24 protein-coding genes are annotated in these 24,917 nt (G+C 63.7%); 10 read left to right on the top strand and 14 right to left on the bottom strand.

What is annotated here, in order from left to right; all coding sequences use genetic code 11:
- The first annotated feature begins 4 nt into the window (after positions 1 to 4).
- The 6 genes from AC3WVQ_RS20040 (at position 5) to AC3WVQ_RS20065 (ending at position 6,870) form a co-directional block, all read left to right on the top strand.
- Positions 5 to 1,009, top strand: a complete 1,005-nt coding sequence (locus tag AC3WVQ_RS20040) for an ABC transporter permease subunit (RefSeq protein WP_492382914.1) — start codon at positions 5 to 7, stop codon at positions 1,007 to 1,009.
- Positions 1,010 to 1,019: 10 nt separating this feature from the next.
- Positions 1,020 to 1,862 carry a sn-glycerol-3-phosphate ABC transporter permease UgpE gene (gene ugpE, locus AC3WVQ_RS20045; RefSeq protein WP_090296332.1) on the top strand — a complete coding sequence of 281 codons (843 nt, stop codon included), beginning with the start codon at positions 1,020 to 1,022 and terminating at the stop codon, positions 1,860 to 1,862.
- A 66-nt stretch (positions 1,863 to 1,928) separates the two neighbouring features.
- Positions 1,929 to 3,041, top strand: coding sequence for a sn-glycerol-3-phosphate import ATP-binding protein UgpC (locus tag AC3WVQ_RS20050; RefSeq protein WP_060580627.1), 1,113 nt, complete (start codon positions 1,929 to 1,931; stop codon positions 3,039 to 3,041).
- On the top strand, positions 3,038 to 4,027 hold the full coding sequence (locus AC3WVQ_RS20055) for an exonuclease/endonuclease/phosphatase family protein (RefSeq protein WP_162731846.1): 990 nt from the start codon (positions 3,038 to 3,040) through the stop codon (positions 4,025 to 4,027). The genes AC3WVQ_RS20050 and AC3WVQ_RS20055 overlap by 4 nt, the downstream gene beginning before the upstream one ends.
- Before the next feature lie 148 nt (positions 4,028 to 4,175).
- Complete coding sequence (gene gshB, locus AC3WVQ_RS20060) at positions 4,176 to 5,138, top strand: glutathione synthase (protein ID WP_090296334.1); 963 nt, start codon at positions 4,176 to 4,178, stop codon at positions 5,136 to 5,138.
- Positions 5,139 to 5,337: 199 nt separating this feature from the next.
- Positions 5,338 to 6,870 (top strand): YifB family Mg chelatase-like AAA ATPase, encoded by a 1,533-nt coding sequence (locus AC3WVQ_RS20065; protein ID WP_110818549.1) that lies wholly within the window; start codon positions 5,338 to 5,340, stop codon positions 6,868 to 6,870.
- Between the two features lie 67 nt (positions 6,871 to 6,937).
- Here the strand turns inward: AC3WVQ_RS20065 and cysK are convergent, their stop codons facing one another.
- On the bottom strand, positions 6,938 to 7,906 hold the full coding sequence (gene cysK / locus AC3WVQ_RS20070; RefSeq protein WP_034797566.1) for a cysteine synthase A: 969 nt from the start codon (positions 7,904 to 7,906) through the stop codon (positions 6,938 to 6,940).
- A 137-nt stretch (positions 7,907 to 8,043) separates the two neighbouring features.
- Positions 8,044 to 8,661: a LysE family translocator gene (locus tag AC3WVQ_RS20075; protein WP_090300995.1), complete on the bottom strand. Its 618-nt coding sequence runs from the start codon at positions 8,659 to 8,661 to the stop codon at positions 8,044 to 8,046.
- Between the two features lie 174 nt (positions 8,662 to 8,835).
- Here AC3WVQ_RS20075 and AC3WVQ_RS20080 point away from each other — a divergent pair, with 174 nt between their 5' ends.
- The gene (locus AC3WVQ_RS20080; RefSeq protein ID WP_060519681.1) at positions 8,836 to 9,468 is read left to right on the top strand and encodes a LysE family translocator; all 633 of its coding nucleotides are present in this window, start codon (positions 8,836 to 8,838) and stop codon (positions 9,466 to 9,468) included.
- A gap of 39 nt (positions 9,469 to 9,507) precedes the next feature.
- On the opposite strand, the gene AC3WVQ_RS20085 is transcribed toward AC3WVQ_RS20080, so the two are convergent.
- On the bottom strand, positions 9,508 to 9,813 hold the full coding sequence (locus tag AC3WVQ_RS20085) for an NIPSNAP family protein (RefSeq protein ID WP_090300993.1): 306 nt from the start codon (positions 9,811 to 9,813) through the stop codon (positions 9,508 to 9,510).
- Positions 9,810 to 10,727 (bottom strand): DMT family transporter, encoded by a 918-nt coding sequence (locus AC3WVQ_RS20090; protein WP_060519685.1) that lies wholly within the window; start codon positions 10,725 to 10,727, stop codon positions 9,810 to 9,812. The genes AC3WVQ_RS20085 and AC3WVQ_RS20090 overlap by 4 nt, the downstream gene beginning before the upstream one ends.
- 130 nt (positions 10,728 to 10,857) lie before the next feature.
- Between AC3WVQ_RS20090 and AC3WVQ_RS20095 the strand changes: the two genes are divergently transcribed.
- Positions 10,858 to 11,295 carry an Lrp/AsnC family transcriptional regulator gene (locus tag AC3WVQ_RS20095; RefSeq protein ID WP_060519687.1) on the top strand — a complete coding sequence of 146 codons (438 nt, stop codon included), beginning with the start codon at positions 10,858 to 10,860 and terminating at the stop codon, positions 11,293 to 11,295.
- A 149-nt stretch (positions 11,296 to 11,444) separates the two neighbouring features.
- Here AC3WVQ_RS20095 and dut read toward each other — a convergent pair whose 3' ends face one another.
- Positions 11,445 to 11,918, bottom strand: a complete 474-nt coding sequence (dut, locus tag AC3WVQ_RS20100) for a dUTP diphosphatase (protein ID WP_034797555.1) — start codon at positions 11,916 to 11,918, stop codon at positions 11,445 to 11,447.
- 91 nt (positions 11,919 to 12,009) lie between these two features.
- On the opposite strand from dut, the gene AC3WVQ_RS20105 reads away from it, so the two are divergent.
- Entirely contained in the window at positions 12,010 to 13,593 is a 1,584-nt protein-coding gene (locus AC3WVQ_RS20105; RefSeq protein ID WP_034797554.1) for a peptide chain release factor 3, read from the top strand.
- Positions 13,594 to 13,668: 75 nt separating this feature from the next.
- Here AC3WVQ_RS20105 and AC3WVQ_RS20110 read toward each other — a convergent pair whose 3' ends face one another.
- The 3 genes from AC3WVQ_RS20110 to AC3WVQ_RS20120 all read right to left on the bottom strand — a co-directional run bounded on the left by AC3WVQ_RS20110 (position 13,669) and on the right by AC3WVQ_RS20120 (position 16,219).
- Positions 13,669 to 14,367, bottom strand: a complete 699-nt coding sequence (locus tag AC3WVQ_RS20110; protein WP_060580632.1) for a B3/B4 domain-containing protein — start codon at positions 14,365 to 14,367, stop codon at positions 13,669 to 13,671.
- 33 nt (positions 14,368 to 14,400) lie between these two features.
- On the bottom strand, positions 14,401 to 15,318 hold the full coding sequence (locus AC3WVQ_RS20115; protein ID WP_060608358.1) for a DMT family transporter: 918 nt from the start codon (positions 15,316 to 15,318) through the stop codon (positions 14,401 to 14,403).
- A 94-nt stretch (positions 15,319 to 15,412) separates the two neighbouring features.
- Complete coding sequence (locus AC3WVQ_RS20120) at positions 15,413 to 16,219, bottom strand: AraC family transcriptional regulator (RefSeq protein ID WP_492382915.1); 807 nt, start codon at positions 16,217 to 16,219, stop codon at positions 15,413 to 15,415.
- Positions 16,220 to 16,419: 200 nt separating this feature from the next.
- On the opposite strand from AC3WVQ_RS20120, the gene AC3WVQ_RS20125 reads away from it, so the two are divergent.
- Positions 16,420 to 17,115, top strand: a complete 696-nt coding sequence (locus tag AC3WVQ_RS20125) for a DUF2268 domain-containing putative Zn-dependent protease (protein ID WP_162731845.1) — start codon at positions 16,420 to 16,422, stop codon at positions 17,113 to 17,115.
- A gap of 18 nt (positions 17,116 to 17,133) precedes the next feature.
- On the opposite strand, the gene AC3WVQ_RS20130 is transcribed toward AC3WVQ_RS20125, so the two are convergent.
- The 6 genes from AC3WVQ_RS20130 to AC3WVQ_RS20155 all read right to left on the bottom strand — a co-directional run bounded on the left by AC3WVQ_RS20130 (position 17,134) and on the right by AC3WVQ_RS20155 (position 24,623).
- Entirely contained in the window at positions 17,134 to 17,553 is a 420-nt protein-coding gene (locus AC3WVQ_RS20130; protein ID WP_060580636.1) for a GFA family protein, read from the bottom strand.
- Between the two features lie 166 nt (positions 17,554 to 17,719).
- Positions 17,720 to 18,520, bottom strand: a complete 801-nt coding sequence (gene iolB / locus AC3WVQ_RS20135) for a 5-deoxy-glucuronate isomerase (protein WP_060580637.1) — start codon at positions 18,518 to 18,520, stop codon at positions 17,720 to 17,722.
- Positions 18,521 to 18,781: 261 nt separating this feature from the next.
- Positions 18,782 to 19,681 carry a myo-inosose-2 dehydratase gene (gene iolE / locus AC3WVQ_RS20140; RefSeq protein WP_034797543.1) on the bottom strand — a complete coding sequence of 300 codons (900 nt, stop codon included), beginning with the start codon at positions 19,679 to 19,681 and terminating at the stop codon, positions 18,782 to 18,784.
- 98 nt (positions 19,682 to 19,779) lie between these two features.
- Positions 19,780 to 21,633, bottom strand: a complete 1,854-nt coding sequence (iolD, locus tag AC3WVQ_RS20145) for a 3D-(3,5/4)-trihydroxycyclohexane-1,2-dione acylhydrolase (decyclizing) (protein WP_110818546.1) — start codon at positions 21,631 to 21,633, stop codon at positions 19,780 to 19,782.
- A 73-nt stretch (positions 21,634 to 21,706) separates the two neighbouring features.
- The gene (locus AC3WVQ_RS20150) at positions 21,707 to 23,644 is read right to left on the bottom strand and encodes a bifunctional 5-dehydro-2-deoxygluconokinase/5-dehydro-2-deoxyphosphogluconate aldolase (protein WP_090300985.1); all 1,938 of its coding nucleotides are present in this window, start codon (positions 23,642 to 23,644) and stop codon (positions 21,707 to 21,709) included.
- Between the two features lie 124 nt (positions 23,645 to 23,768).
- Complete coding sequence (locus tag AC3WVQ_RS20155; RefSeq protein ID WP_060519708.1) at positions 23,769 to 24,623, bottom strand: MurR/RpiR family transcriptional regulator; 855 nt, start codon at positions 24,621 to 24,623, stop codon at positions 23,769 to 23,771.
- Positions 24,624 to 24,917 lie beyond the last annotated feature (294 nt).

Genomic DNA, 24,917 nt, shown 5'->3' on the forward strand with positions numbered 1-24,917 from the left:
CTCGATGTCGACCGCGACAGATCTCCTCCCCGCAGCGCGGGGAGGGACCGGAACAAAGACCGGGGGGCGTCGCTTCGGCGCCTTCCGGATTTTCGGTGGCCAGTCGAATAGCGGAGGCGAAAGCGCTGCAAAGCGCGTGCAGTTCTCCTCGCCGTTCCTGCCATACCTCTTCCTCGCGCCGCAGCTCGCGATCATCTTCATCTTCTTCTACTGGCCGTCGGTTCAGGCGATCCAGTCGTCGTTCTATCTTGAAGACCCCTTCGGTTTCGGCTCGACCTTCGTCGGGATGACCAATTATGCCGACGTGCTGAAATCAGGCGAATATCTCGGCATTGCCCGTTTCACCGCCGTTTTCACGGCGCTGGTCACCTTCTTTGCGCTGTCGATCGGGCTGCTGCTCGCCGTCAAGGCCGATGGCGTCATCCGCGGCAACGCCGCCTATAAGACGCTGCTGATCTGGGTCTATGCCATTGCCCCGCCGGTCGCAGGCCTCATCGGCATGATGTTCTTCGACCAGCATATCGGCCCGATCGTCGAGCTTGCGCGCTGGTTCGGCTGGGACATCAAGGTTGGTCTGAACTACTTCGACACCGCCTTTTCCATGGTGGTCGTCTCGGTCTGGAAACAGATCCCCTACAATTTCATCTTCTTCCTCTCAGGGCTCCAGGGCATTCCGGTCTCGGTGCGGGAAGCTGCGGCGATCGACTGCCGCTCCGGCTTCCGCCGTTTCTGGACGGTGATCCTGCCGCTGCTCGCGCCGACCGCCTTCTTCCTTCTGATCATTAACGTCACCTATGCGCTGTTCGACACTTTCGGGGTCATCGACGTGATGGTGAAGGACAAGGCTGCCAACAACCCGATCACCCTTGTCTACAAGGTCTCCATGGACGGTTTCCGCGGCAACGATCTCGGCGGCTCCTCGGCCCAGTCAGTGATCCTGATGCTGATCGTCTTCGTGCTCACCATCTTCCAGTTCCGCTTCATCGAGCGGCGCGTGCATTACAACTGAGGTGGGGCCGATGTATCGCACCAAGATTTTCGACCACATCGTCCTGCTCTTCGGCGTCTTCATCATGGTGGCGCCCGTCGTCGTCGCCTTCATGACCTCGACGCACGAGGCGGCCGACATTCACCGCAACGGTCTCAGCCTCAGCTGGGGCGGCCATTTCGTCGAGACCTACCAGACGGTACTGACGCGCGAGGGCGGCTTCACCGGCAAGATCACCGGCTTCAACATGATGCTGAACTCAATGATCCTCGGCCTGGGTTTCGCCGTCGGCAAGATCGTGCTGTCGATGCTGGCGGCCTATGCGCTCGTCTATTTCCGCTTTCCGCTCGCGACCTTCTTCTTCTGGGTGATCTTCACCACCCTGCTTCTGCCACTCGAAGTGCGCATCCTTCCTTCCTATGAAGTGATGAACACGCTGAAGCTGACCAACACCTATACCGGCCTGATCGTGCCGCTTCTCGCCTCGGCGACGGGCACCTTCTACTTCCGGCAGTTCTTCAAGTCGGTGCCGGACGAGTTGCTGGAGGCCGCGCGCATCGACGGCGCCGGCCCCTTCAAGTTCTTCATCGACGTACTGGTGCCGCTCTCGCGCACGATGATGGCGGCGATCTTCATCATCATGTTCGTCTACGGTTGGAACCAGTATCTCTGGCCCACCCTGATGACCACCGACGAAGGCTTCTTCACCCTGGTGCGCGGCATCAAGCAGATCCTGCTCGTCTGGGTCGGCTCGAACATCCCCGACTATAACGAGGCCTTTGCGCTGGCGATTCTCGCCATGCTGCCGCCGGTCATGATCGTCGTGATCTTCCAGCGCTGGTTCATCAAGGGCCTGACGGAAAGCGACAAGTAAACGGGGTCGTGGCGGGACAAAAGTCCCGCCCGCTCCTGAAACGACATCAATCTTACGGAGGCAGCCATGGCGGCCATTACCATCGCCGAGGTCTCGAAGATCTATCACGGCAATGTCGAGGCGGTGAAATCCGTCTCGATCGATATCGAGGACGGCGAATTTATCGTGCTGGTCGGCCCGTCCGGCTGCGGCAAGTCCACGCTTCTGCGCATGGTCGCGGGGCTGGAGACGATTTCGAAGGGCACGGTGACGATCGGCTCACGCGTGATCAACGAGGTCGATCCGGCCGAGCGCGACATCGCCATGGTCTTCCAGAACTACGCGCTCTATCCGCACATGACCGTCTACGAAAACCTCGCTTACGGCCTGAAGAACCGCAAGACGCCGAAGGCCGAGATCGACGCCCGTGTCGCCGAAGCCGCTCGCATGCTGGAGATCGAGCCCTATCTTACCCGCAAGCCCCGTGCGCTCTCGGGCGGCCAGCGCCAGCGCGTCGCCATGGGCCGCGCCATCGTGCGCAAGCCGGCGGCCTTCCTCTTCGACGAGCCGCTCTCCAATCTCGACGCCAAGCTGCGCGTCTCCATGCGCGGCGAGATCAAACGCCTGCAGAAGCGCCTCGGTACGACCTCGCTCTACGTCACCCACGACCAGCTCGAGGCGATGACCCTTGCCGACCGTCTGGTGGTGCTGAATGGCGGTCGCATCGAACAGATCGGCCGTCCGCTCGACGTCTATCACCGCCCGGCCTCAACCTTCGTCGCCAGCTTCATCGGCTCGCCGGCGATGAACCTGATCAAGGGTGAGATCGAAGGCGGCAACCTGCAGATCGGTCTCTACAGGATCGCGCTTGGCGACCGTGCGCCGGTCGAAGGCCCGGTCACGGTTGGGCTTCGCGCCGAAGATCTCAAGCTCGCCGGCGTCGGCGAGGACGCCATGCTGTTCCAGGTCGACTATGTCGAGGAACTGGGCGCGCAGCGGCTCGTGCACGGCACCATCGAGAGCCAGGCGCTCACCATCGCGCTGTCTCCGGAGACGCCACTTTCGGGTGATCTTGCAGTGACGATCGCCGTCGACCGTCTGCACTTCTTCTCGACCGAGACCGGCAAGCGGCTGGAGCGCGGCACGTCGTTTGCCAATGAAGCGCCGGTTGCAGCGCCACGCCTGGAGACCGCATCGTGATCTCCAAGACCGTCGAGCAGCTTGCCGTTCCTTCGCTTGAAACCCGCGCCAGCTTTGCCGAGATCGTGCGCACCATTGCCGCCCATGACGCAGCCATGGCCGCACGGCCGGAGATGAACAGCGTGGAGGTCGGCGGCACACCGGCCTCCGATACGCCGCTCGCCTTCCCGTTCACCGTTGCTGCCTGGAACCTGGAGCGCTGCCTGTTTCCGGCCGAAAGCGCCGCCCATCTCGCCGCGACAAACGCGCCGGTCGTCCTTCTTTCAGAGATGGACAACGGCATGGCCCGCACCGGCCAGCGTCACCCGACCGCCGAAGTCGCCGAAACACTCGGCATGCACTATGCGTATGGCATCGAGTTCATCGAGATGGGGCTCGGCTCCGATACGGAGCGCGAATTCTGCGAGGACGAATTCAACGCCAAGGGGTTCCATGGCAATGCGGTGATGGCTGCGGTGCCGTTCTCCCGGCCCTTCATGTTGCGCCTATGGGGCGAACGCCTCTGGTTCACCGATGGCGAGCAGCCGCGCCTTGGCGAGCGCTGTGCGATCGGCGCCGTCATCGAGACGGAAGCCGGACCCTTCGTCGCCGTCTCCACCCATCTCGAGAGTGCGACGACTGCCGTCTACCGAGAGCGCCAGGTCAAGGAATTGATCGATGCACTCGACGAGACTTTCCCCGGCCTGCCGGTGATGATCGGTGGCGATCTCAACACCGGCAACCATGCCGGCGGCGATTTCGAGGCCGAAGGGCTGTTTGCCATGAGCGCCATCAGGGGCTTTACCCGCCATGGTGGGCCGCTCGACGTGATGACCACGCGGCCGAGCCTGATCACCCGCTGGCCAGAGCGGGCGATGAAGCTCGACTGGTTCCTGTCGCGCGGGCTGAAGATCGGCGAGACCACGATCATTCCTTCGCTTGACGAAACCGGCCGGCCGCTTTCGGATCACGATCTCATCACCTGCGTGATCGAAGGCTTCGAATAGGCTCGCCTCTCCTTGCCTAAGGCCCGCCCGCATTCTACATGTCGAGGGCTTTGCCAGTGCGGCAGAGGGCAGCGGTTTTCCCGTCCTCATTCGCTCCGGCGGTTTGAAATCGATCACGGCTATCCGTGATCCATGAGGGAATGGGTAGATGGCGAAAATCGTCAATGTCGGGGTCCAGATGGACCATGTGTCGGGCATCAACATTGCGGGTGACTCCACCTTCGCCATGAGCCTCGAGGCACAGTCGCGCGGCTATCGCCTCTTCCACTATACGCCGGAAAAGCTGTCGCTGCGCGACGGCAAGGTCTATGCGAGCGTGCAGCCGATGACGCTGCGCGACGTCAAGGGCGACCACTTCACGCTTGGCGAAGCCGAGCGCGTGGATCTTTCGACCATGGACGTCATCCTGCTGCGCCAGGATCCGCCCTTCGACATGGCCTACATTACCTCGACGCACCTTTTGGAACGCCTGCATCCGAAGACGCTCGTCGTCAATGATCCCGCCTGGGTGCGCAATTCGCCGGAGAAGATCTTCGTCACCGAATTCGCCGACCTGATGCCGAAGACGCTGATCACCCGCGACCCCGCTGAGATCGCCAGCTTCCGCCAGGAAATGGGCGACATCATCCTGAAGCCGCTCTACGGCAACGGCGGCGCCGGCGTGTTCCACTCGACCCGCGATGACCGCAACATGTCCTCTCTGCTCGAAATGTTCGGCCAGATGTTCCGCGAGCCCTTCATCGCCCAGGAATACCTGCCGGCGGTGCGCAAGGGCGACAAGCGCATCCTGCTCGTCGACGGCGAGCCGGTCGGCGCCATCAACCGCGTTCCGGCAGACCACGACGCCCGCTCCAACATGCATGCTGGCGGCCGGCCTGAGCCGACCGAACTGACGGCGCGTGAGAAGGAAATCTGCACCCGCATCGCGCCGGCGCTGAAGGAGCGCGGCTTCCTCTTCGTCGGCATCGACGTTATCGGCGACTACATGACCGAGATCAACGTGACATCGCCGACCGGCATCCGCGAAGTGAAGAAGTTCGGCGGCGCCGATGTCGCGAGCCTGCTCTGGGATGCGATCGAGCGCAAGCGCCTGATCAAGATCTCGGCCTAGGATCCATCTCGGGTCGATGGCGCTTGCCGCGGGCCTCCGCCTGCGGCCGTTTGCCGAAACGTCCCAGGTACAGGCCCGCGTCTCCTCAAATGTTCCGTTATTGTTCTTGTTTTTGTGCGCGATCCGTGCAAGGCTTCTGCCTGCAACCCTGGGCGGTTGTGGCGCCCGATAACTGGGCTGCCTGGGCGAGGGGGCAAGCATGGTCGCGCGCGTCAGCACGGTCGCATTTCAGGGTATCGAGGGTCTGCCTGTCGATGTGCAGGTGATGGTCGCGCCGGGCAAGGTCGGCATGCAGATCGTCGGCCTGCCGGACAAGGCCGTCGCCGAAAGCCGCGAGCGGGTGCAGGCCGCCCTTCATGCTTCAGGTCTGGCGCTGCCGGCCAAGCGCGTGACCGTCAATCTTGCGCCCGCTGACCTTCCCAAGGAAGGCAGCCACTTCGACCTGGCGATCGCACTCGGCCTGATGGCAGCCCTCGGCGCCATTCCCGGCGATGCGTTGGCGCCTTATGTGGTGATCGGTGAGCTCAATCTCGATGGCACCATTGCTGCCGTTGCCGGCGCGCTTCCCGCCGCGATCGGTGCCAATGCGCTCGGCAAGGGGCTGATCTGCCCGGCCGAAAGCGGACCCGAGGCGGCCTGGGCCGGGGCCGAGATCGACATTCTGGCGCCCCGCAGCCTGATCGCAATCGCCAACCATTTCCGCGGTACGCAGGTGCTTTCGCGACCCGAGGCCGCGATCCGCTCAGGCGCATCTAACCTGCCCGATCTCGCCGATATCAAGGGTCAGGAAAGCGCCAAGCGGGCGCTCGAAGTGGCGGCCGCCGGCAACCACAATCTGCTGATGGTCGGCCCGCCCGGCTCGGGCAAGTCGATGCTCGCTGCCCGCCTGCCGTCGATCCTGCCGCCGCTCAACCCGGCCGAGCTCCTCGAAGTGTCGATGATCCATTCGATCGCCGGGCAGCTTCCAGGCGGCAAGCTCTCGGACCGACGGCCGTTCCGCACGCCGCATCATTCCGCGACGATGGCCGCCATGGTCGGTGGCGGCTTGCGCGCCAAGCCTGGCGAAGCCTCGCTTGCGCACAACGGCGTACTGTTCCTCGACGAGTTTCCGGAATTCTCGCCGCAGGTGCTCGACGCGCTGCGCCAGCCGCTTGAAACCGCCGAATGCATCATCGCCCGCGCCAACCACCGCGTCAGCTATCCCGCCGCGATCCAGCTTGTCGCGGCCATGAACCCCTGCCGCTGCGGCATGGCCGGCGAACCCGGCCGCAGCTGCGCCCGTGGACCGCGCTGCATGTCCGACTATCAGGCGCGCATTTCTGGTCCGCTGATGGACCGCATCGATATCCGCATCGACGTGCCGGCCGTCAGCGCCGCCGATCTCCTGAAGCCGGCCGCAGCCGAAAGCAGTGAGGTCGTTGCCCGTCGCGTCGCCCGTGCCCGGGCGCTGCAGATCGATCGTTTCGCCGCCCTCGGACATCCAGAGCTGACAAGCAATGCCCGCGCGTCGACCTCGATGATCGAGAAGATCGCAGCACCCGATGCGGCCGGCCTGCAGCTTCTCCGGGACGCCGCCGAAAAGATGAAATTCTCCGCCCGCGGCTATCACCGGGTGCTGAAGGTGGCGCGCACTCTTGCGGACCTCGATGGTGCGTCGACGGTCGGCCGAATCCATCTCGCCGAGGCGATTTCCTATCGGATCGCCGGGGAACGCTTGCCCGTCGCCGCATAGCGGCGTGCCTGGAAAGAAAAGGGCGCCTCGTGGGCGCCCTTTCCGATCAGAAGTTATCCCAGCCTGATCAGCCGCCCAGGCCATCGAACAGCACCGTCGAGAGGTAGCGTTCGGCAAAGGAAGGGATGATGACGACGATGGTCTTGCCGGCATTTTCCTCGCGCTGGCCGACCTCGATTGCCGCGGTTAGAGCTGCACCGGCGGAGATGCCGACCGGCACGCCTTCGAGCTTGGCGACAAGGCGGGCGGCCTCGATCGCTTCCGCGCTGTTGACCGTGACGATCTCGTCATAGACCGTGGTGTCGAGGATCGCCGGCGCAAAGCCTGCGCCGATGCCCTGGATCTTGTGCGGCCCGGGATTGCCACCGGACAGAACCGGAGATTCCTCCGGCTCGACGGCGATTACCTTGATCGAAGGCTTGCGCGCCTTCAGCACCTGGCCGGCGCCGGTAATCGTGCCGCCGGTGCCGATGCCGGAGACGAAAATGTCGACAGCGCCGTCCGTGTCGTTCCAGATTTCTTCGGCCGTCGTCTTGCGGTGAATTTCCGGGTTGGCCGGGTTTTCGAACTGCTGTGGGATGATGGCGTCCGGCAGTGTCTCGACCAGTTCCTGCGCCTTGGCGATCGCGCCCTTCATGCCCTTGGCGCCCTCGGTCAGCACCAGCTCGGCGCCGAGCAGCGCCAGCATCTTGCGCCGCTCGACCGACATGGTCTCTGGCATCGTCAGGATCAGCTTGTAGCCCTTGGCGGCCGCGACGAAGGCGAGCGCGATGCCGGTATTGCCGGAGGTCGGCTCCACCAGCGTCGTGCGGCCGGGCGTAATCTTGCCCTGCGCTTCCAGGCTCTCGATCATCGCCACACCGATACGGTCCTTGACCGAGGCGATCGGGTTGAAGAATTCGAGCTTGGCGAGCAGGTTCGCCTTGACGCCCTTTTCCTTGGCAAGCTTGTCCAGCCGCACGATGGGCGTGTCGCCGATCGTTTCCGTGATCGAGGAGTAGACGCGGCCGCGGCCGGGCTTGCGTGTGTCGGACATGGGTTTCTCCCTTGGGCGTAAATTGTCGAGCTATGAGAATAGGAACAATGATCGCGCAATTCCAGAACGACAAACACCGCGCAGCGATCCGCCGAAGGAAAAACCACTGGCGAAGTCGTTGTTCGGGAAAAGTTTTTTCAGCTGGCGCGAACGGCGATATAGGCCGCCGTGCCGGCAAGCACGCTGGCCGCAACCCGGTTCAGCGCTTTCAGGGCCTTCGGTTGCTTGAGCAGCAGACGCGCACGCGAGGCGAGCACCATATAGGGTACGAGAACGCTCAAGAGCACCAGAAAGGTGGCTGTCAGGAGCAGGCCGTAGTCGCCGGGTCCGATCGCCCGAATGTCGATCAGCGTCGGCACGAGCGCCACGTAAAACAGCATCGTCTTCGGATTGCCGAGCGTGATCAGCAGGCCGGACAGAAAGGACATGGCCGCACTCGTCGACGGCTTCGCCTTGATGTCCTCCGGCAGCAGCCCTGCGCTCCACAGCTTCCACGCGATGTAGCCGAGGTAGAGGACGCCGGCAAACTTCACCACCAGGAAGGCTGTGGTGAAGGTCTGGGCAATCAGCGCCAGCCCGAGGATGACCGCGGTTAGATAGATCATGTCGCCGAGCGCGATGCCGAGGCCCATGAAGAAGGTCTCGCGGAAACCGGAGCCGAGCGCGCGCGCAACCAGCGCCGTCACGCCGGGGCCTGGAATGGCCGCGGCGATGAAGAGCGCGCCGCTATAGGCGATGAGGGCCGCGAGCGTCATGGAACGTCCTTCCGAAGATGATGCCGATTTCTACCTCAAGCGACTGAAAAAGGAAATCACCGAACTGCGACCGGCGGGCGTCCGCTGAAGAAATTGACCGGGTGACAAGTCTGGCGTTGTCCGCTGGTGCGAAATGCGTAGAGCTTGGCGAAAACGAGCGAAAGGCGCCTCTCCATGCCCGAGTTGAAGGATATGATCGGCTTTGCCCTCCTGGCCCTTGGCATGGTGCTGACGCCAGGCCCGAACATGATCTACTTGATCTCGCGCTCGATCAGCCAGGGGCCGGGCGCCGGCTTGATTTCGCTCGGCGGCGTGGCGCTCGGCTTCGTCGTCTATATGGTCTCGGCGGCATTCGGTATCACAGCGCTGCTTCTGGCCGTGCCCCTCGCCTATGATGCGCTTCGCATCGCCGGTGCAGCCTACCTTCTCTATCTCGCCTGGCAGGCGGTCAGGCCCGGTGGACGCTCGCCCTTTCAGGTCAAGAACCTGCCGAAGGATGGGCCGAAGAAGCTGTTCGTCATGGGCTTCCTGACCAGCCTGCTCAATCCCAAGGTAGCGGTGCTCTATCTCTCGTTGCTGCCGCAGTTCATCCGGCCGGAGCTCGGCAACGTGCTCGGCCAGTCGCTGGTCTTCGGCTCGATCCAGATCGCGACCAGCGTCACCGTCAACGCCATGATCGCGCTCGCCGCCAGCGGCATCGCCGCTTTTCTTGCCGGGCGGCCGTTGTTCATGGTGGTGCAGCGCTGGGCGATGGGGACGGCGCTCTTCGGCTTCGCGCTGAGCATGGCTTCGGAAGCGCGGCGCTAACGCGCGCTTGCCGACGCCGCCCTCAACTCCGGAGCTGGCTTACTCGAAAACCGGCCGCATGAAGCTGCGCTCGTAGCTGAGGATGCAGCGCGTCTTCTCGGCATAGGCGAAGGCGTCCTGGCATTCCGGATCCGCGGCCATTTCCCGGCGGTAGTTTTCATAGTGGGCAAGGGTCGGAAAGCTGAAGAGCGCCAGGGCGATGTTGTTCGCCCCTTCATGCGGCAGGAAGTAGCCGTGATGCGTGCCGCCCAGCCGATTGACGAGCGGGATCCAGAGCTTGGCGTAATGTTCGAACTCGGCCGCCTTGTAAGGGTCGATAATGTATTTCAGGTAGCAGGTGATCATGCAGTTCTCCCTTCGCGTTCCCGCTTCTTGATAGAAGAGGGAAGGCGAAGTTTCCAGCCGAGAGTCATGCCGGCGGCGGCAACGAGGATCGCGACGGAGCCGGCGATCTGGATCGGCTGCAACTGGTGCCCGAAGGCGAGGCGGTCCACCACAATGGCGGCAATCGGATAGATGAAGGAAAGCGCCCCGGTCATGTGCGTCGGCAGCCGCTGGATCGCGCCGTAGAGCATCACATACATCAGCCCGGTGTGGATGACGCCGAGGGTCAGGACGATCGACCATTGCGTTGCACCTGACGGGGCGGGTGCGGCAAGCGCCATCGGTGCCAGCATCACGGTGCCGGTGATCACCTGGATCAGCGCAATCAGATGCGGCGGCGTGCCCTTGAGCAGCTTGGTCGCAATCGCCGCGATCGCGTAGAAGAAGGCAGCGCCGATCGAAAGGGCCACGCCGATCAGATAATCTTCAGGCGCGAAGCCTTGGCCAGGCTTGGCCGAAATGATCGCGAGCATGCCGGCAAACGACACCAGGAGCCAGAAGATCTTGGTGACGGTGATCTTTTCGCCGAGGAACACGGCGCCGAGGCCCAAGAGCATGAAGGGCTGGGTGTTGTAGACCATCGTCGCGATCGAGATCGATGCGTGGGAATAGGCGGCGAAAAGCAGCAGCCAGTTGACCACGATCGCGATGCCGCCGATGACCGAAAGCAGCAGCATCCGTCGGCTGAAGTGGCGACGGTCGAGAAGTCCGAGCGCCCAGGCAATGGCAACGAGCGTTATGGCCCCGAAGACGCAGCGCCAGAACACCACGCTCGTCACCGGCTGCCCCGACATCAGCACGAACCAGCCGATGGTGCCGGATATCAGCATCGCTGCCGTCATCTCGATGCTGCCGCGTTTGAGCTCGGTATTCATGATTTCTGCTCCTATTGGTGATCGCAGAATAGCCGGTGCTCATGGCCTTTCCCATAGATTAACGAAGGCAATTGTGCTAGGTTGCCTAATTATCGAAGTTCTGTTTGTTGTTGTGACTTATGGTGTCGTGATGCTGGACGAGATTGACCGACGAATCCTCGACATACTGGCCGCCAATGCCCGGGTGTCGCTGAAGGAGCTCGCGCAGGAGGCTGGGCTCTCCTCGCCGAGCGCTGCGGATAGGCTCCGCAAGCTGGAAGAGCGCGGTGTCCTCGACGGTTTCACCATCGCCCTCAACCCCGCCAAAGTCGGCTACCCGCTGCAGGCGGTCATCCGCGTGCGGCCGATGCCGGGCATGCTGCACATCGTCGAGAGGCTGATCCAGGAAACGCCGGAATTCGTCGAATGCGACAAGGTTACAGGCGACGACTGCTTCATCGCCAAGCTCTACGTGCGTGACATGGCGCAGCTCGACACGATCCTCGACCGGATCGCCGAGAAGGCGCAGACCAACACCTCGATTGTCAAGTCGACACCGGTCAAGCGCCGCCTGCCGCCTTTGATTTAAAGCAATCCCAGGAAGAGTGCGAAGCGGTTTTCCGTCCGGAATTGCGCATGCGAGAGCAATCCCAGGAAAAGTGCATAGCGGTTTTCCGTTCGGGATTACGGCCTAAAAGCCAATTCCGGGAAAAGTGCGAAGCGGTAGCCGTCGCTCGATCAGACGCCGGTCGAGCCGAAGCCGCCGGCGCCGCGTGCCGTCTCGCTTGCGCCGTCGGCCTCGCGAACCGTGACCTGCGTGACCGGTGCGATCACCATCTGGGCGATGCGCATGCCGCGCTCGATGATGAACTCCTCGTCGCCGAGATTGACGAGCAGCACCTTCACTTCACCGCGATAGTCGCTGTCGATCGTACCGGGCGTGTTGAGGCAGGTGATGCCGTGCTTGAAGGCGAGGCCGGAGCGCGGGCGGATCTGCGCCTCGTAGCCGGCGGGCACTTCGAAAATGAAGCCGGTCGGAACGAGGGCGCGCTTGCCGGGGGTGAGCATCAGCGGTCGATCGGCGGGGACGCCCGCGCGCAAATCCATGCCGGCGGCGCCTGCGGTCTCGTAGGCCGGAAGCTCCAGGCCTTCGCCGTGCGGCAGACGAACGAGGTTGAGGGTCGGGCGGGATAGGGAAGTGTGCGTGCTCATGCCCGCATAAGCCGGGCCACGGGCGCCTCGGTCAATTGCATAATCGGGGCCGAGCCTGTAAAGGACGCGGCAACTCACAGGATTTTACGACATGGCTGAAACTCTCGCCGAGGCGGTCTCCCGCCGCCGCACATTTGCGATTATCGCCCACCCGGACGCCGGTAAGACCACGCTCACGGAAAAGTTGCTGCTGTTCGGCGGTGCCATCCAGCTCGCCGGTGAGGTCAAGGCCAAGAAGGACCGCATCCAGACCCGTTCGGACTGGATGAAGATCGAGCGCGAGCGCGGCATCTCGGTCGTCACCTCGGTGATGACCTTCGAGTATGGCGGCAACGTCTTCAACATTCTTGATACGCCCGGTCACGAAGACTTCGCCGATGACACCTATCGCACGCTGACGGCGGTGGATGCGGCCGTCATGGTCATCGACGCCGCCAAGGGTATCGAACCGCGCACGCTAAAGCTCTTCGAAGTCTGCCGCATGCGCGACATCCCGATCATCACCTTCGTCAACAAGATGGACCGCGAGAGCCGCGATCCCTTCGAGATCCTGGATGAGGTCGAGGAGAAGCTGGCGCTCGACTGCGCGCCGGTGACCTGGCCGATCGGCCGCTCGAAGACTTTCTGCGGGTCCTACAACCTCGCCGACAACACCGTGCGCGGTTCGGACACGCAGGAAATCCCGACCAAGGTCAACGGCCCGGAAATGGCCTCCCATCGCCTGCCGGAAAACGAGCGCGACGCCTTTACCGAAGAGCTGATGCTGGCGATCGAGGCCTGCAAGCCCTTCGACAAGAAGGCCTTCCTCGAAGGCCACCTGACCCCGGTCTTTTTCGGCTCGGCGCTGCGCAACTTCGGTGTGCGCGATCTCATCAATGCGCTTGGCGACATCGCCCCGCCGCCGCGCGACCAGGTCGCGGATATCCGCACGGTGCATGCGACCGACGACAAGATGACGGCCTTCGTCTTCAAGATCCAGGCCAACATGGACCCGAACCATCGCGACCGCATCGCCTTTGCCCGCGTCTGCTCCGGCAAGCTCGAGCGCGGCATGAAGGCACGCCTGTCGCGCACCGGCAAGCAGCTTGGCCTCAGCGCCCCGCAGTTCTTCTTCGCCTCGCAGCGCCAGCTCGCCGACACGGCTTACGCCGGCGACGTCGTCGGCATCCCGAACCACGGCACGCTCCGTATCGGCGACACGCTGACGGAGGGTGAGCCGCTGGTGTTCCAGGGCGTGCCGAACTTCTCGCCGGAAATCCTGCGCCGCGTGCGGCTCGAGGATGCGATGAAGGCGAAGAAGCTGAAAGAGGCGCTGCAGCAGATGGCGGAAGAAGGCGTCGTGCAGCTCTTCTCGCCGGAAGACGGCTCGCCGGCGATCGTCGGCGTCGTCGGCGCGCTGCAGCTCGACGTGTTGAAGGAGCGCCTCAGCGCCGAATACGGCCTGCCGGTCTCCTTCGAAATGTCGCGCTTTTCCGTTTGCCGCTGGATTTCGTCCGATCAGCCGGCCGAACTCGACAAGTTCGTCACCGCGCGCCGCGGCGACATCGCCCGCGATCTCGACGGCGACCCGGTGTTCCTGGCGCAGGACAGCTTCTCGCTGCGCTACGAAGCCGAGCGCTATCCGGCGATCAAGATGGTCGCGATCAAGGAATATCACGTCGCCAAGGCGGCCTGATTGTCCTGTGTCCGGCCGGTGCCTAGGCATCGGCCGGTCTCGCGGCGCCCAAGCGCCGTTTTCCGAACGAAATCCCTAAACCGAAAAATCGAAACGCGGCGACGAACGATCGAGCATGGCCATGCTCGGGCGAGCGCCCCAGGTCTGTTCGATTGCCTGCGAAAGTGCCGTGAGCAGGCGTTCGGTGTCCTCGCATGCCGTCTTGTGCAGCGCTTCCGCCACGATCAGCGCATGCGTCGTCTGCGGCCGGATGGCCGAAAGACCGCTCTGCCGGTTGGTCCAGCGCCGGGCATGCGCCCGCCCCTCGGCATCGGCGAAGATCACTTCGCCTGGTTCGGGGCTCTCCGTTTCTCCTGAGAACGTCAGATAGCGTTCGCTGCCGGCCGCCCGGCGGACGTGCAGAAAACCGCTGACGTGGGAGAGGTCGAAGACGGCGATCGGAATGGCGAAGGCGAGCGAAGCGGCGTTGCAAAGATCGATCAGCGGATGGATCGAGGGCAGGTCGCCTTCCTTGCGGAAGCGGCGGAGCAAGGCTTCGGCTGCCGAGCGGTATTGTGTCGGCTTCAATCCCATCTTGGCAAAGGTCCGGCGCCACGCCTGGATCTCGGGCAGGTCGCTTTCCGAACCCGCGCCGAGACGATCATTTGCGCTCGCCTGGAACTGGCGAACATGGTCCTCGACCGAGACGCCGCCATTTATGCCATCGATGAAAAGCGCGCCGGCGCTCAGCTCCGGGAAATCGCGCCAGATGTCGTCTGCGTGCTGGAAGTGCATGGAAGTCCTCGAATTGGATGCGTTCATTCTGGTTCAAACCTCCGCGACCGGAAAGGCGCGTGCCGTCCTTCGGCCGGCGAGGATCTGGGGTAGGGTCAGGCCGAGGACGGCGGCGAGCACGCAGCCGATCCCAAGCAATTGAGGGGCGCCGACCGGCTCGTCGAGCAGGAGAAAGGCGAAGGCGACGGCTGAAACGGGCGCCAGCGCCGTGAAGACGGAGGCCTCGGTGCCGCTTACTTTGGCCGATCCCGCATACCAGAGCAGGAAGCCGGCAACGGTCGGGATGAGGGCGTAGTAGAGAACCGCAACGATTGCGCCCCTGTCGATCTCGGCCGTCGCATGCGTCTCGAAGAGCGCAGGGATGATGGCGACCGCGAAGCCGAGGCCGGCCATCAGCGTCGAAAGAGCCAGCGGCGAGATCTCCGTCTTCACGCGCTTGTTGAGAAGGATGAACAGGCCTTCGCATATGACGGCGCCAAAGATGAGGGCGATGCCGAGCGGCGAATGGGTGCCGCCTTCGCCGGGCTTGAAGACGATGGTCAGCACGCCGGCTGCGGCAAGTGCGATCGCCGCAAGCACTTTGCGGTCCGGGCGCTCGCCGAGAAGAAGGATAGCGATGGCGGCGGAAACCACCGGCAGCGTACCGATCACCACGCCGGCATCGGTTGCCGAGGTCAGGCTGAGGCCCGCGATCAAAAGCGTCGTATAGCCGACGCTGCCAGCGCCGGCTTGGGCGATGAGGAGAAGCCAGTCGCGGCCCTTAAGTTTCGGCCATGACGTCCTGGTGAGCCACATCAACAGCAGGAAGAGCGGGAAGGCGACGGCGAAGCGCAGCGCGGTGGCCGTGAACGGTGGCAGGCCCGTCGCGATGATCTTGCTGGCGATCACCGTGCTACCGACGAGGATCATCGCCAGCGACAGATAGAGATAGCCTTGAAATTTTCCCGACATGTCCGTTCTCCGTTGCTTCGCCGCGCTTGTCGCTGTGCAGCCGATGCAGCAATGCTCCGGGGGAGGGCTCGGGTCTTGAACGGAATTGCGGGCGCTACTTTTTGGCCCCGGCATAGATGCCCGGCGAGAGGCCATATTTGCTGACGAAGACGCGGGTCATGTGGCTCTGGTCGGCGAAGCCGGCCGCGAACGCGGCCTCCGCCAGCGGCATGCCCCCACCGATCAGGCGGCGGGCGAGATCGATGCGGCGCTGGACGATATAGGCATGCGGCGTCAGGCCGACCGCACTTGCGAAATTGCGCACCAGTTGAAAGCGGCTGAGCCCGGCTTCGGCGGCGAGATCGGCGAGCGTGATCGCGGCCGTCGGATCGTCGTCGATCATCGTCTTGGCCGCCGCGACTGTTGCCGGCCGTTCACGATGGTGTCGCCTGCCGGTTGCAAGAACGCCTGCAAGCAGCGGCAGGAGCTGCTCCTCGTGCCGGATGGCGTCGCCCATGGCCGTCGGATCGGTGATGGCCGCAAACAGTGCCCGAAAGTGATCTGCGACCTCCCGGTCGTGGAACGCGGGTGCAGTGAACTCGCCGGAATGCGCGCGGCCCTGGCTGATATCCTCGGCGGCAGTCGCGATGACCGAGGGATCGAAGTAGAGCATGCGCCAGGCGCGGCCGGCATCACCGATCGGCGTTCCGTCATGCACCTCGCCGGGGTTGACGGTGATCATGTCGCCGGCGCCGGCTTCGACAATGCCGCGGCCGCTGAGCGACTTCTGCGCGCCCTCATAGATGAGACCGATGCCAAACTGATCGTGCGTGTGGCGGGCGAAGGACTGGCGCGTTTCGGCCTCGACAGCGTCTATGCCCGCGGCGGCACTGCGCAGCATCCTGATCTTGCCCTTCGCCATCCCGCGCGCCTGCTCCGTTCTCCAGCTTTGTCTTGTACACCGAGGCGCCGCATCCGGCCATCGCAATGACGCCTCATGACGCCTCCTGCTCCGGCTGACATCGGTGGGTCGCAGAAACTTTCATCTTTCCGGCGTTGCAATCACCGGCCGCATCCTTACGTTGCGGTTCCAGGCGGCTGAGACAATAGGAGATGGTCGAAATGCTGGATCTTCGTGTTCACTTTCTCGAAGCGGACGGATCTCTGGCGCCGTGGCACGAACGAATACGGGAGGCCGTGCGGGAAACCGCCGAGCGTGTCGGCGCGGCGGTTTCTGCCTCGGACAGCGCCGCCCCCATCGATGTCCTCGTCGAGTATCGTGCGGGCGAGACGATCCCCGAACTCGGTGTTGCGGGCGCCTGCTACCGCAGGGCGCTGGTCGTCTTCACGGTCGATCCCGGCAACGAGAATTTCGAGGCGAGCCTTAGTGCGGGAGAAGTGCGCAAATTGCTGACGCACGAACTGCATCATTCCTTTCGCCACGCGACCTGCGGCTATGGTTCCAAGCTCGGCGAAGCGCTGGTCAGCGAGGGGCTGGCCGATGCTTTCGATGCCGAGATCAACGGCGGCGACGGCCATGTGTGGAATCATGCGCTCAACGCCGCGGATTGGGAAAGCTTGTTGGAGCGCGCCGAACGAGAGCTTTGGGCCGAGACCTATGATCACGCAGGCTGGTTCTTTGGCACCGATCGGTCTCTGCCGCGCTGGGCCGGCTACACGATCGGCTATCATCTGGTGAAGACTTATCTTGCTGTCAATCCGCAGGCGCGCCCATCGCAGATGACGGCGACGCCGGCATCGGTCGTGATCGGCGAAGCATGGGCGCCGCTCAAGGATCGTCTGCTCGTCGCCGCATGATGGTTCAGGCCGAGATGGCTAAGCGTGAGGCGCCTCGTCGCGATCGCGGCCCGGCAGCTTCCTGACGTCGCCGATCCAGGGCAACGCCGAGGAACACCAGATCTGCGACCGCGGTCTGAGCTGCCGGCGCTGGTTGATCGTTCCCACCCGGATGCCAACCTCCAGCGCGTCCTCGTCGGTGCCGGTCGTATAGATCGGCGAGCCGCAGTTCGGGCAGAAGAACTGCAGCCGCTGCCGCCCGTTTGCGCCGATCTTCACATAGAGCTTCGGTTCGCCGCCGGTCAGCCGAAAGTTCTCCCGTTCCGTGCCGGCGGTGACGCGGTAGGCCGATCCCGTCAGTTGCTGGCAATCGGTGCAATGGCAGATCCCGACATCGGCCGGGTCGATCTCCGCCTCGTAGGTGACGAAGCCGCAGTGGCATTGCCCGTCGATATGCATGGAGCCCTCCCTGAAAGCGGGAAAGCTAGGGCGGTCCGGGCGAAAGGCTATGCCACTCTCATCCGCCCGAAGCCTCATTGGGCGATCGGGCTCAAGGATCGCAGCGTCTCGCCCCGCCGTTCGGCATGGACGGAGAGCGGTGGAGTGCCACCGTTTGGTTCGCCGCTTACACGCCGGTAAACAGCCACTCGTGTTCGCGGGCGTTGTGGAACTTCCAGATGCGCTTCGGTCCGGCCATGACGTTGAGATAATAGACGTCGTAGCCGTGCACGGCAGCGACCGGATGATAGCCCCTCGGCACCAGCGTCACGTCGCCGTCCTCGACTGCCATGGTCTCGTCGAGCGAGCGATCGTCGGTATAGACGCGTTGCATCGCAAAGCCCTGGGGCGGGTTCAGCCGGTGGTAATAGGTCTCTTCCAGATAGCTCTCGGCCGGCAGGTCGTCCTGGTCGTGCTTGTGCGGGGGGTAGGAGGAAGTATGGCCACCGGGCGTGATCACCTCGACGACGAGCAGCGACTGCGCCGAGCCGTCATCTTCCGGCATGATGTTGGTGACGTAGCGGGTGTTGGTACCCTTGCCGCGGGTCATCTGCGGATGGGTGCCCGGTGCGATCACCTTCGCCTTGAAGCCGTCGCCGCCCGGGGCCGAGCAGATGGCAAGGTCGAGGTCGGAGGTGGCCGTTGCTTGCCAGCGGCTGCCCTTCGGCACGTAGACGGCATAGGGCTGGCCCTCGAAGGGGGTCATGCGCTCGCCGAGCTCGCCGAGGCTTTCGCCGTCGACGGCGACCTTCGCCTTGCCGGACACGAGCACCAGGCAGATTTCCTTGTCGCCGGTCTCGCCCTCGGTCGTCTCGCCCGCTTTCAGCCGTTCCAGCGCGAAGCCGACATAGGTCCAGCCGGCGCTCTCCGGCGTCACGTTTTGCATGAGGCCCGATTTGGCCTTCGGTTTGACGAGTAGCTTGGACATGTCGATCTCCCTGATACTTTTTCTGGAGCCGCGCCGAATGGTTGGCCTGCCCCTCACCCTAGCCCTCTCCCCGCTTACGGGGAGAGGGGATTTTCGGAGTTTGCGTCGCGCTCCCCACCTCTACGTCGCGAGGGACCGGAGGGCGCGGCCTATCCCTTCACCCCGCCGGCGGGGAGAAGGTGGCGGCAGCCGGATGAGGGCCTCCCTCACCGCGCGGATGAGGGGCACGCCCCGTGAAGTCCGGCGACCGAAAGTGACGGCTTACTTGTCGAGCCCGGCTTCCTTGGCGAAGGCCTTCAGCGATTTCAACCCAAGTGACTGGTATTCGAAAGGGTTGCGCACGGCCGAATCCTGTTCCGCCTCGATCACCAGCCAGCCGGAATAATCGTGCTCGGCGGCGATCTTCAGTACGGGCAGGAAGTCGACGCCGCCTTCGCTGTCGCCGGGAACCGTGAAGACGCCACGGCGCACGCCTTCGAGGAAGGAGAGGCCTTCGCCCTCGACGACCTTGCGGACAGCGGGACGCACGTTCTTGCAATGGATGTGGCGCACGCGGTGCATGTATTTCTTCGCGACCTCGGCCGGATCGGAACCGCCGAACCAGGCGTGCCCGGTGTCGAGCAGCAACTTGGTCGCCGGGCCGGTGTTCTGCATCAGGAGATCGATTTCCTCGCCGGTCTGGACGATCGTGCCCATGTGGTGATGGTAGACGAGGTCGATGCCCTGGTCGGCACAATATTGCGCGATCGCTTCGAGGTCGGCGCCGAACTTCTTCCACTGGTCGGCCGGCAGCACCGGCTTGTCGTTGGCGACCGACTTTCCGTCGTCGCCATGGATGGCGTTCGAGGTTTCGCAGACGATTGCCACCTTGCAGCCATTGTGCTTCAGGAGGTCGAGATGCGGCTGGATCGCCTTCTTCTCGGCCTCGACGTCATGGGTGAGCAGGTTGGTCGAGTGCCAGCCGGAGACGAATACGAGATCGTAGGAGCCGAGCTTCTGCTTCAGTGCTTCCGGATCGGACGGCATCTTGTGGCCCTTCTCGATGCCGTCGAAGCCGATCTTCTGGCAATCGGACAGGCAGTCCTCGAGCGTCAAATGCGCGCCGATCGAATGATCGTCGTCGTTGCTCCAGGCGATCGGGTTAGTTCCGTAGCGGATCATGTCTTTCACTTTCTGATGCCATCCGCGGAAGGCGGATGTTTTGTGAGCATAAACGGGAAAAGCGCCCGCGCGAAAACGCGGGCGCCGAAAGGGCAATCTTAGCCGAAGCGCTGTGCGGCGAGCGCCTTCTCATAACCCTCGCGCGCCGCGTTGACCTGGGCGCGGCCCGAGACCTCGGGCACTGCGACATCCCACCAGTGGCCGCCGGCCTCGGTCGTGATTAGCGGATCGGTGTCGATGACGATCACGGTCGTGCGCGTCTCGCTCGCGGTCTCCTTGAGCGCTGCTTCGAGCTCGGAGATCGAGCCGACCTTGCGGGTGACGGCGCCCATCGCGCCGGCATGCGCCGCGAAGTCGATCTGCGGCAGTTCGACGTGATGGGTGTCCTTCAAGAGATTGTTGAAGTTGGCGCCACCGGTACCCATCTGCAGCCGGTTGATGCAGCCGTAGCCGGCATTGTCGAGCAGCACGATCGTGAACTTGGCGCCAAGCATGATCGAAGAGGCGATCTCCGAATTCAGCATCATGTAGCTGCCGTCACCGACCATGACGATCACGTCGCTCTCGGGCTTGGCGAGCTTGACGCCGAGACCGCCGGCAACTTCGTAACCCATGGTCGAGAAGCCGTATTCCATGTGGTAGCCGCCGGGCTCTTCCGCCTGCCAGAGCTTGTGCAACTCACCGGGTAGACCGCCGGCGGCGCAGACGAGCGTCGTGTTCTTACCGCCGCGGGCGCGCTGCACGGCGCCGATCACCTGCGCGTCGGAGGGGAGGGCGGCATTGGTCGTGGCCGTCGCCTTGTCGGCCGCCGCCAGCCATTCCGCCTTGCCGGCCTTGGCCTTCGCGGTCCAGCTCGGATCGGCCTTGTGGCCGCCAAGACCGCCGGAGATGCGGTTGAGACCGGCGCGGGCGTCTGCGATCAGCGGCAGGCCGTTGTGTTTGCCGGCGTCGAAAGGCTGAACGTTGAGGCCGATGATCTTCAGGCCCTCGTTCTTGAAGAGCGCCCAGGAGCCGGTTGTGAAGTCCTGCAGGCGCGAGCCGACGGCGAGAACCACGTCGGCATCCTCGGCAAGCGCGTTGGAGGCGGTGGTGCCGGTCACACCGACCGAGCCCATGTTGAGCGAATGCGAATGCGGCAGCGCCGACTTGCCGGCCTGCGTCTCGACCACGGGGATGCCGTGGCGTTCGGCGAAATCGCCGAGCTCCTTGCTCGCTTCGGAATAGAGCACGCCGCCGCCGGCGATGATGATCGGCTTCTTTGCTTCCTTCAGCGCCGCGATCGCCGTCGCCAGTTCGTCGAGATCCGGCTCGACGCGGCGCGGCACCCAGACCTTCTCGTCGAAGAAGTTTTCGGGGTAGTCGTAGGCTTCCGCCTGGACATCCTGGCAGAGCGACAGCGTTACCGGGCCGCAATCGGCCGGATCCGTCAGGACCTGCATGGCGCGGCGCAGCGCCGGGATGATCTGTTCGGGCCGGCTGATGCGGTCGAAGTAGCGCGAGACCGGGCGGAAGCAGTCGTTCGCCGAGATCGTGCCGTCGCCGAAGCTTTCCACCTGCTGCAGCACCGGATCGGGGCGGCGGTTGGCGAACACATCGCCGGGCAGGAAGAGGACCGGCAGGCGGTTGACATGGGCGAGTGCTGCCGAGGTCACCATGTTGAGCGCGCCGGGGCCGATCGAGGTGGTGCAGGCCATGAAGCGGCGGCGGAAGCTCGCCTTGGCAAAGGCGATCGCCGCATTCGCCATGCCCTGTTCGTTCTGGGCGCGATAGGTCGGTAGAGTGTCCTTGATCGCGTGCAGCGCTTCGCCGACGCCGGCGACGTTGCCATGGCCGAAGATGGCGAAGACGCCGCCGAAGATCGGCACCTTCTTGCCTTCGATGACGGTCATCTGGCGGGTCAGGAACCGCGCCACGGCCTGGGCCACGGTCAGGCGCACGGTCTTCTGGCTCATAATCTGTTTCCTCCTCGTGGCGGAATCGTCCCGTTCCGCCCTGTCCGGCATTATCGACTGATATCTGTCGATCCTATGCCGCCTTAGTTTCACCCAGTTGCAGCCAGAGATCGACCAGGGCCTTGAATTTTCCGGCCATGTCGGCGATCGCCTGGTCGTCGCTCATCGTGCCGCCGAGCCAGGCCCGGCCGGCATCGGCGAAAATCGTTCGGCCGACGGCAAAGCCCCGGACCGTCTTCGAAGTGCGGGCGGCTGCAAAGCCGTCCTTGAGCTGCTCATAGGGCGCTTCGAGGCCCAAGAGCACCACGCCGCGGCAGAGCGGGTCGCGTGCCTCGATGACGGCATCGATCGCTGCCCAGGCGCCGCGGCTCGCCTGCGGCTCGAGCTTCCACCAGTCCGGCTTGAGCCCGGCATCGTAGAGTTCGGTCAGTGCCCGCGGAATGGTCTGGTCGTCGAGCTTGCCGTGCTTGCCGGCAATGATCTCGATCAGGATCTCACGGCCAACCTTGCGCGCCGCTTCGAAGGCGGAGCGGAGCTTTGCCACCTGCTGGGCTTTCAACTCCGCCGGATCGTCCGGGTGGTAGAAGGAGAGCACCTTGATGCAGTGGTCGACCGGCCAGTCGATCAGGCGACTGCCGAGATCCTGGCTGAATTCGAATTGCAGCGGCCGCGAGCCCGGAAGCTCGATCGGTTTGCCGATCCAGAAATCGCGATGGGCGCCGGCGGCGTAAAGCGCGTCGCGGCCGTACTTGTCGTCGATCAGCATGCCGAAGCCGGAGCGGCCGGCCGCGACCTGTGCGGCGGCCTTCACCGCCAGCACCTTGAAGGCGGGAATGCGGTCAAGCAGAGCCTGGTCGCCGGCGGCCATGTCTTCGAGCTGGCTGCGATGATCGATCGCCAGCGCCATCAGAAGCGGGATATCGCGTCGGCGTGTGGTTGCCCAATGAACGTGGTTGATCGCCTCGTCCTTGCGCAGGGCCCGTTCTTTGCTGCCCTTTTCCAGGAAGAACTGCAGTTCCGTCCAGGTCGGGATTTCAGGCGCGCAGAGCAGGCGCGAGACGGCGAAGGCGCCGCAGGCATTGGCCCAGGTGGCAGACGTCGCGTGCGGCTCGTTTTTGAGCCAGCCGCGCAGGAAGCCGGACATGAAGGCGTCGCCGGCGCCGAGCACGTTATAGACCTCGATCGGGAAGCCCTTGCCGACGATGCCGTCTTCGAGGTCGTCGGTGATCGGACCGTCATAGACGATGCAGCCCATCGGTCCGCGCTTGAGCACAATCGTCGCCTTGGAGAGCGAGCGGATCGTCTTCAGCGCCTGGAGCAGGTCACTTTCGCCCGAGGCGATCAGCACTTCCTCTTCCGTGCCGACGATCAGGTCGCAATCGGCAAGAACCGTTTTCAGATGCGCCGAAACGCGATCCGACGCGATATAGCGGCTCTCGCCGGCGTCATGGCCGGCAAGGCCCCAGAGGTTCGGGCGGTAGTCGATGTCGAAGACGACCTTCGCGCCGTTTTCCTTGGCGATGCGGATCGCCTTGCGCTGGGCGGCGTCCGTGTTCGGCTTGGAGAAATGCGTTCCCGAGACGAGCACGGCGCGGGCGGAACGGATGAACTCCTCGGAAACGTCATCTTCGCAAAGCGCGTTGTCGGCGCAGTTGTCGCGATAGAAGAGCAGCGGGAAGGTCTTGTCGTTTTCGACGGCGAGGATCGCGAGCGCCGTCAGCCGCTCCGGATCCGTGACGATGCCGCGCGTTTCGACGCCTTCGCGGATGAGCTGCTCGCGGATGAAGCGGCCCATCTGTTCGTCGCCGACGCGGGTGAGAAGCGCTGACTTCAGGCCCAGGCGGGCGGTGCCGACAGAGATGTTGCAGGGGCAGCCGCCCACTGACTTCGCAAAGCTCGAAACATCTTCAAGCCGCGTGCCGATCTGCTGGCCATAGAGATCGACCGAGGCCCGGCCGATGGTGATCAGGTCGAGCGGCTTTGCTCCCTGTGCCGAAACGTTCTGGCTCACTGCTTCCTCCCCGCGGACACCTTGGCGGGCCCGACCATTTCCGTACTGTGGGTGATGGCCGTATGAAACATAAATTCCGACGTTTCGTCAATATGGAATTTTCATTCTATCTGTTCCGTTTTGCCTAGCCGCCCTCGGCGAGGCGCTGGCGCTTCTCGGCGATGGCGACCGTCAGCGCCATGGCAAACGCCATGCTGGCGGAAAGAGAACGGAAGCCGGCATGGTCGGCCTCGACCAGTTCGAACCAGACCTTCGAGGATTCTGCCAAGGGCGAGAAGGCCGAGTCCGTCAGCGACACGACGGGCACCTTGCGTTCGGCGAGAAGCCGCGCCTGGGCCGCACTTTCGGAGGCGTAGGGCGAGAAGCTGACGGCAAAGGCGGCATCGTTTTTCGTTGCCATCGCCAGCATGTCCTCGTCGATGCCGGCGGCCGTGCCGACGAGCTGGTATTTCACCTTCAGCTTGCCGAAGGCATAGGCCATGTAGCTGGAGATCGGATAGGAGCGGCGCTTGGCGATCAGGTAGACGGTGTCGGCCTTGGCGAGGATATCGACGGCGCGTTCGAAGGCTTCAGGATCCACCGAGGAGGCGATGTTGTCGAGCGAGCGGTGGGCGGCAGCGACGAAGCCGTTGAAGATCGAACCGCTTTCGAGCTTGCTGTGGTCGTTGGCGCTGAGCGCCTTCAGCCGGTCCTCATAGCCGGGCGTGCGCTCACGCAGCCGGGCGCGAAAGATCTGCTGCAGGCTGGAAAAGCCCTCGAAGCCGAAATGCTGGGCGAAGCGCACCAGCGTCGACGGCTGCACTTCGGCGGAAGTCGCGATGCTCGCTGCCGTGCCGAAGGCGATTTCGTCGGGATTGTCGAGCGAATAGGCGGCAACCTGGCGCAGCCGTTTCGGCAGCTCCGCCTTGCGTTCCAGAATGGCGGCTTTCAGCGCCTCGAAATCCTGCGGCACCTCTGTCGTCGTTTCCGGCATGGCCATGTCTCGCTCGTCTCCCTCGATGTCAGTCTGGCTTTCGGCCTCACCCTAATCGATTAGTCGGGAACGGGATAGAACAGGCATTCTATTTTTCTCGGAGCATGTCCAGGAAAAGTGCGAAGCGGATTTCCGTCCGGAATGCGCACCAAAACAGAGAGCATGTCCAGGAAAAGTGCGAAGCTGTTTTGCGTCCGGAAATGCGCAGCAAGACGGGCGGCATTTCCAGGAAAAGTGCGTAGCGGTTTAGCGTCCCGACGTGCGAGCAAAAATAGATGGTTTTCCTACGACACGCCGGCC

The sequence above is a fragment of the Ensifer sp. EB106-05-01-XG146 genome (genome assembly GCF_058791875.1).

Bases quoted from the DNA above. Each gene is read 5' to 3' on its own strand.
- AC3WVQ_RS20040 (WP_492382914.1), top strand. From the start codon at position 5: ATGTCGACCGCGACAGATCTCCTCCCCGCAGCGCGGGGAGGGACCGGA.
- ugpE (WP_090296332.1), top strand. From the start codon at position 1,020: ATGTATCGCACCAAGATTTTCGACCACATCGTCCTGCTCTTCGGCGTC.
- AC3WVQ_RS20050 (WP_060580627.1), top strand. From the start codon at position 1,929: ATGGCGGCCATTACCATCGCCGAGGTCTCGAAGATCTATCACGGCAAT.
- gshB (WP_090296334.1), top strand. From the start codon at position 4,176: ATGGCGAAAATCGTCAATGTCGGGGTCCAGATGGACCATGTGTCGGGC.
- AC3WVQ_RS20065 (WP_110818549.1), top strand. From the start codon at position 5,338: ATGGTCGCGCGCGTCAGCACGGTCGCATTTCAGGGTATCGAGGGTCTG.
- cysK (WP_034797566.1), bottom strand. From the start codon at position 7,906: ATGTCCGACACACGCAAGCCCGGCCGCGGCCGCGTCTACTCCTCGATC.
- AC3WVQ_RS20075 (WP_090300995.1), bottom strand. From the start codon at position 8,661: ATGACGCTCGCGGCCCTCATCGCCTATAGCGGCGCGCTCTTCATCGCC.
- AC3WVQ_RS20080 (WP_060519681.1), top strand. From the start codon at position 8,836: ATGCCCGAGTTGAAGGATATGATCGGCTTTGCCCTCCTGGCCCTTGGC.
- AC3WVQ_RS20085 (WP_090300993.1), bottom strand. From the start codon at position 9,813: ATGATCACCTGCTACCTGAAATACATTATCGACCCTTACAAGGCGGCC.
- AC3WVQ_RS20090 (WP_060519685.1), bottom strand. From the start codon at position 10,727: ATGAATACCGAGCTCAAACGCGGCAGCATCGAGATGACGGCAGCGATG.
- AC3WVQ_RS20095 (WP_060519687.1), top strand. From the start codon at position 10,858: ATGCTGGACGAGATTGACCGACGAATCCTCGACATACTGGCCGCCAAT.
- dut (WP_034797555.1), bottom strand. From the start codon at position 11,918: ATGAGCACGCACACTTCCCTATCCCGCCCGACCCTCAACCTCGTTCGT.
- AC3WVQ_RS20105 (WP_034797554.1), top strand. From the start codon at position 12,010: ATGGCTGAAACTCTCGCCGAGGCGGTCTCCCGCCGCCGCACATTTGCG.
- AC3WVQ_RS20110 (WP_060580632.1), bottom strand. From the start codon at position 14,367: ATGCACTTCCAGCACGCAGACGACATCTGGCGCGATTTCCCGGAGCTG.
- AC3WVQ_RS20115 (WP_060608358.1), bottom strand. From the start codon at position 15,318: ATGTCGGGAAAATTTCAAGGCTATCTCTATCTGTCGCTGGCGATGATC.
- AC3WVQ_RS20120 (WP_492382915.1), bottom strand. From the start codon at position 16,219: ATGGCGAAGGGCAAGATCAGGATGCTGCGCAGTGCCGCCGCGGGCATA.
- AC3WVQ_RS20125 (WP_162731845.1), top strand. From the start codon at position 16,420: ATGCTGGATCTTCGTGTTCACTTTCTCGAAGCGGACGGATCTCTGGCG.
- AC3WVQ_RS20130 (WP_060580636.1), bottom strand. From the start codon at position 17,553: ATGCATATCGACGGGCAATGCCACTGCGGCTTCGTCACCTACGAGGCG.
- iolB (WP_060580637.1), bottom strand. From the start codon at position 18,520: ATGTCCAAGCTACTCGTCAAACCGAAGGCCAAATCGGGCCTCATGCAA.
- iolE (WP_034797543.1), bottom strand. From the start codon at position 19,681: ATGATCCGCTACGGAACTAACCCGATCGCCTGGAGCAACGACGACGAT.
- iolD (WP_110818546.1), bottom strand. From the start codon at position 21,633: ATGAGCCAGAAGACCGTGCGCCTGACCGTGGCCCAGGCCGTGGCGCGG.
- AC3WVQ_RS20155 (WP_060519708.1), bottom strand. From the start codon at position 24,623: ATGGCCATGCCGGAAACGACGACAGAGGTGCCGCAGGATTTCGAGGCG.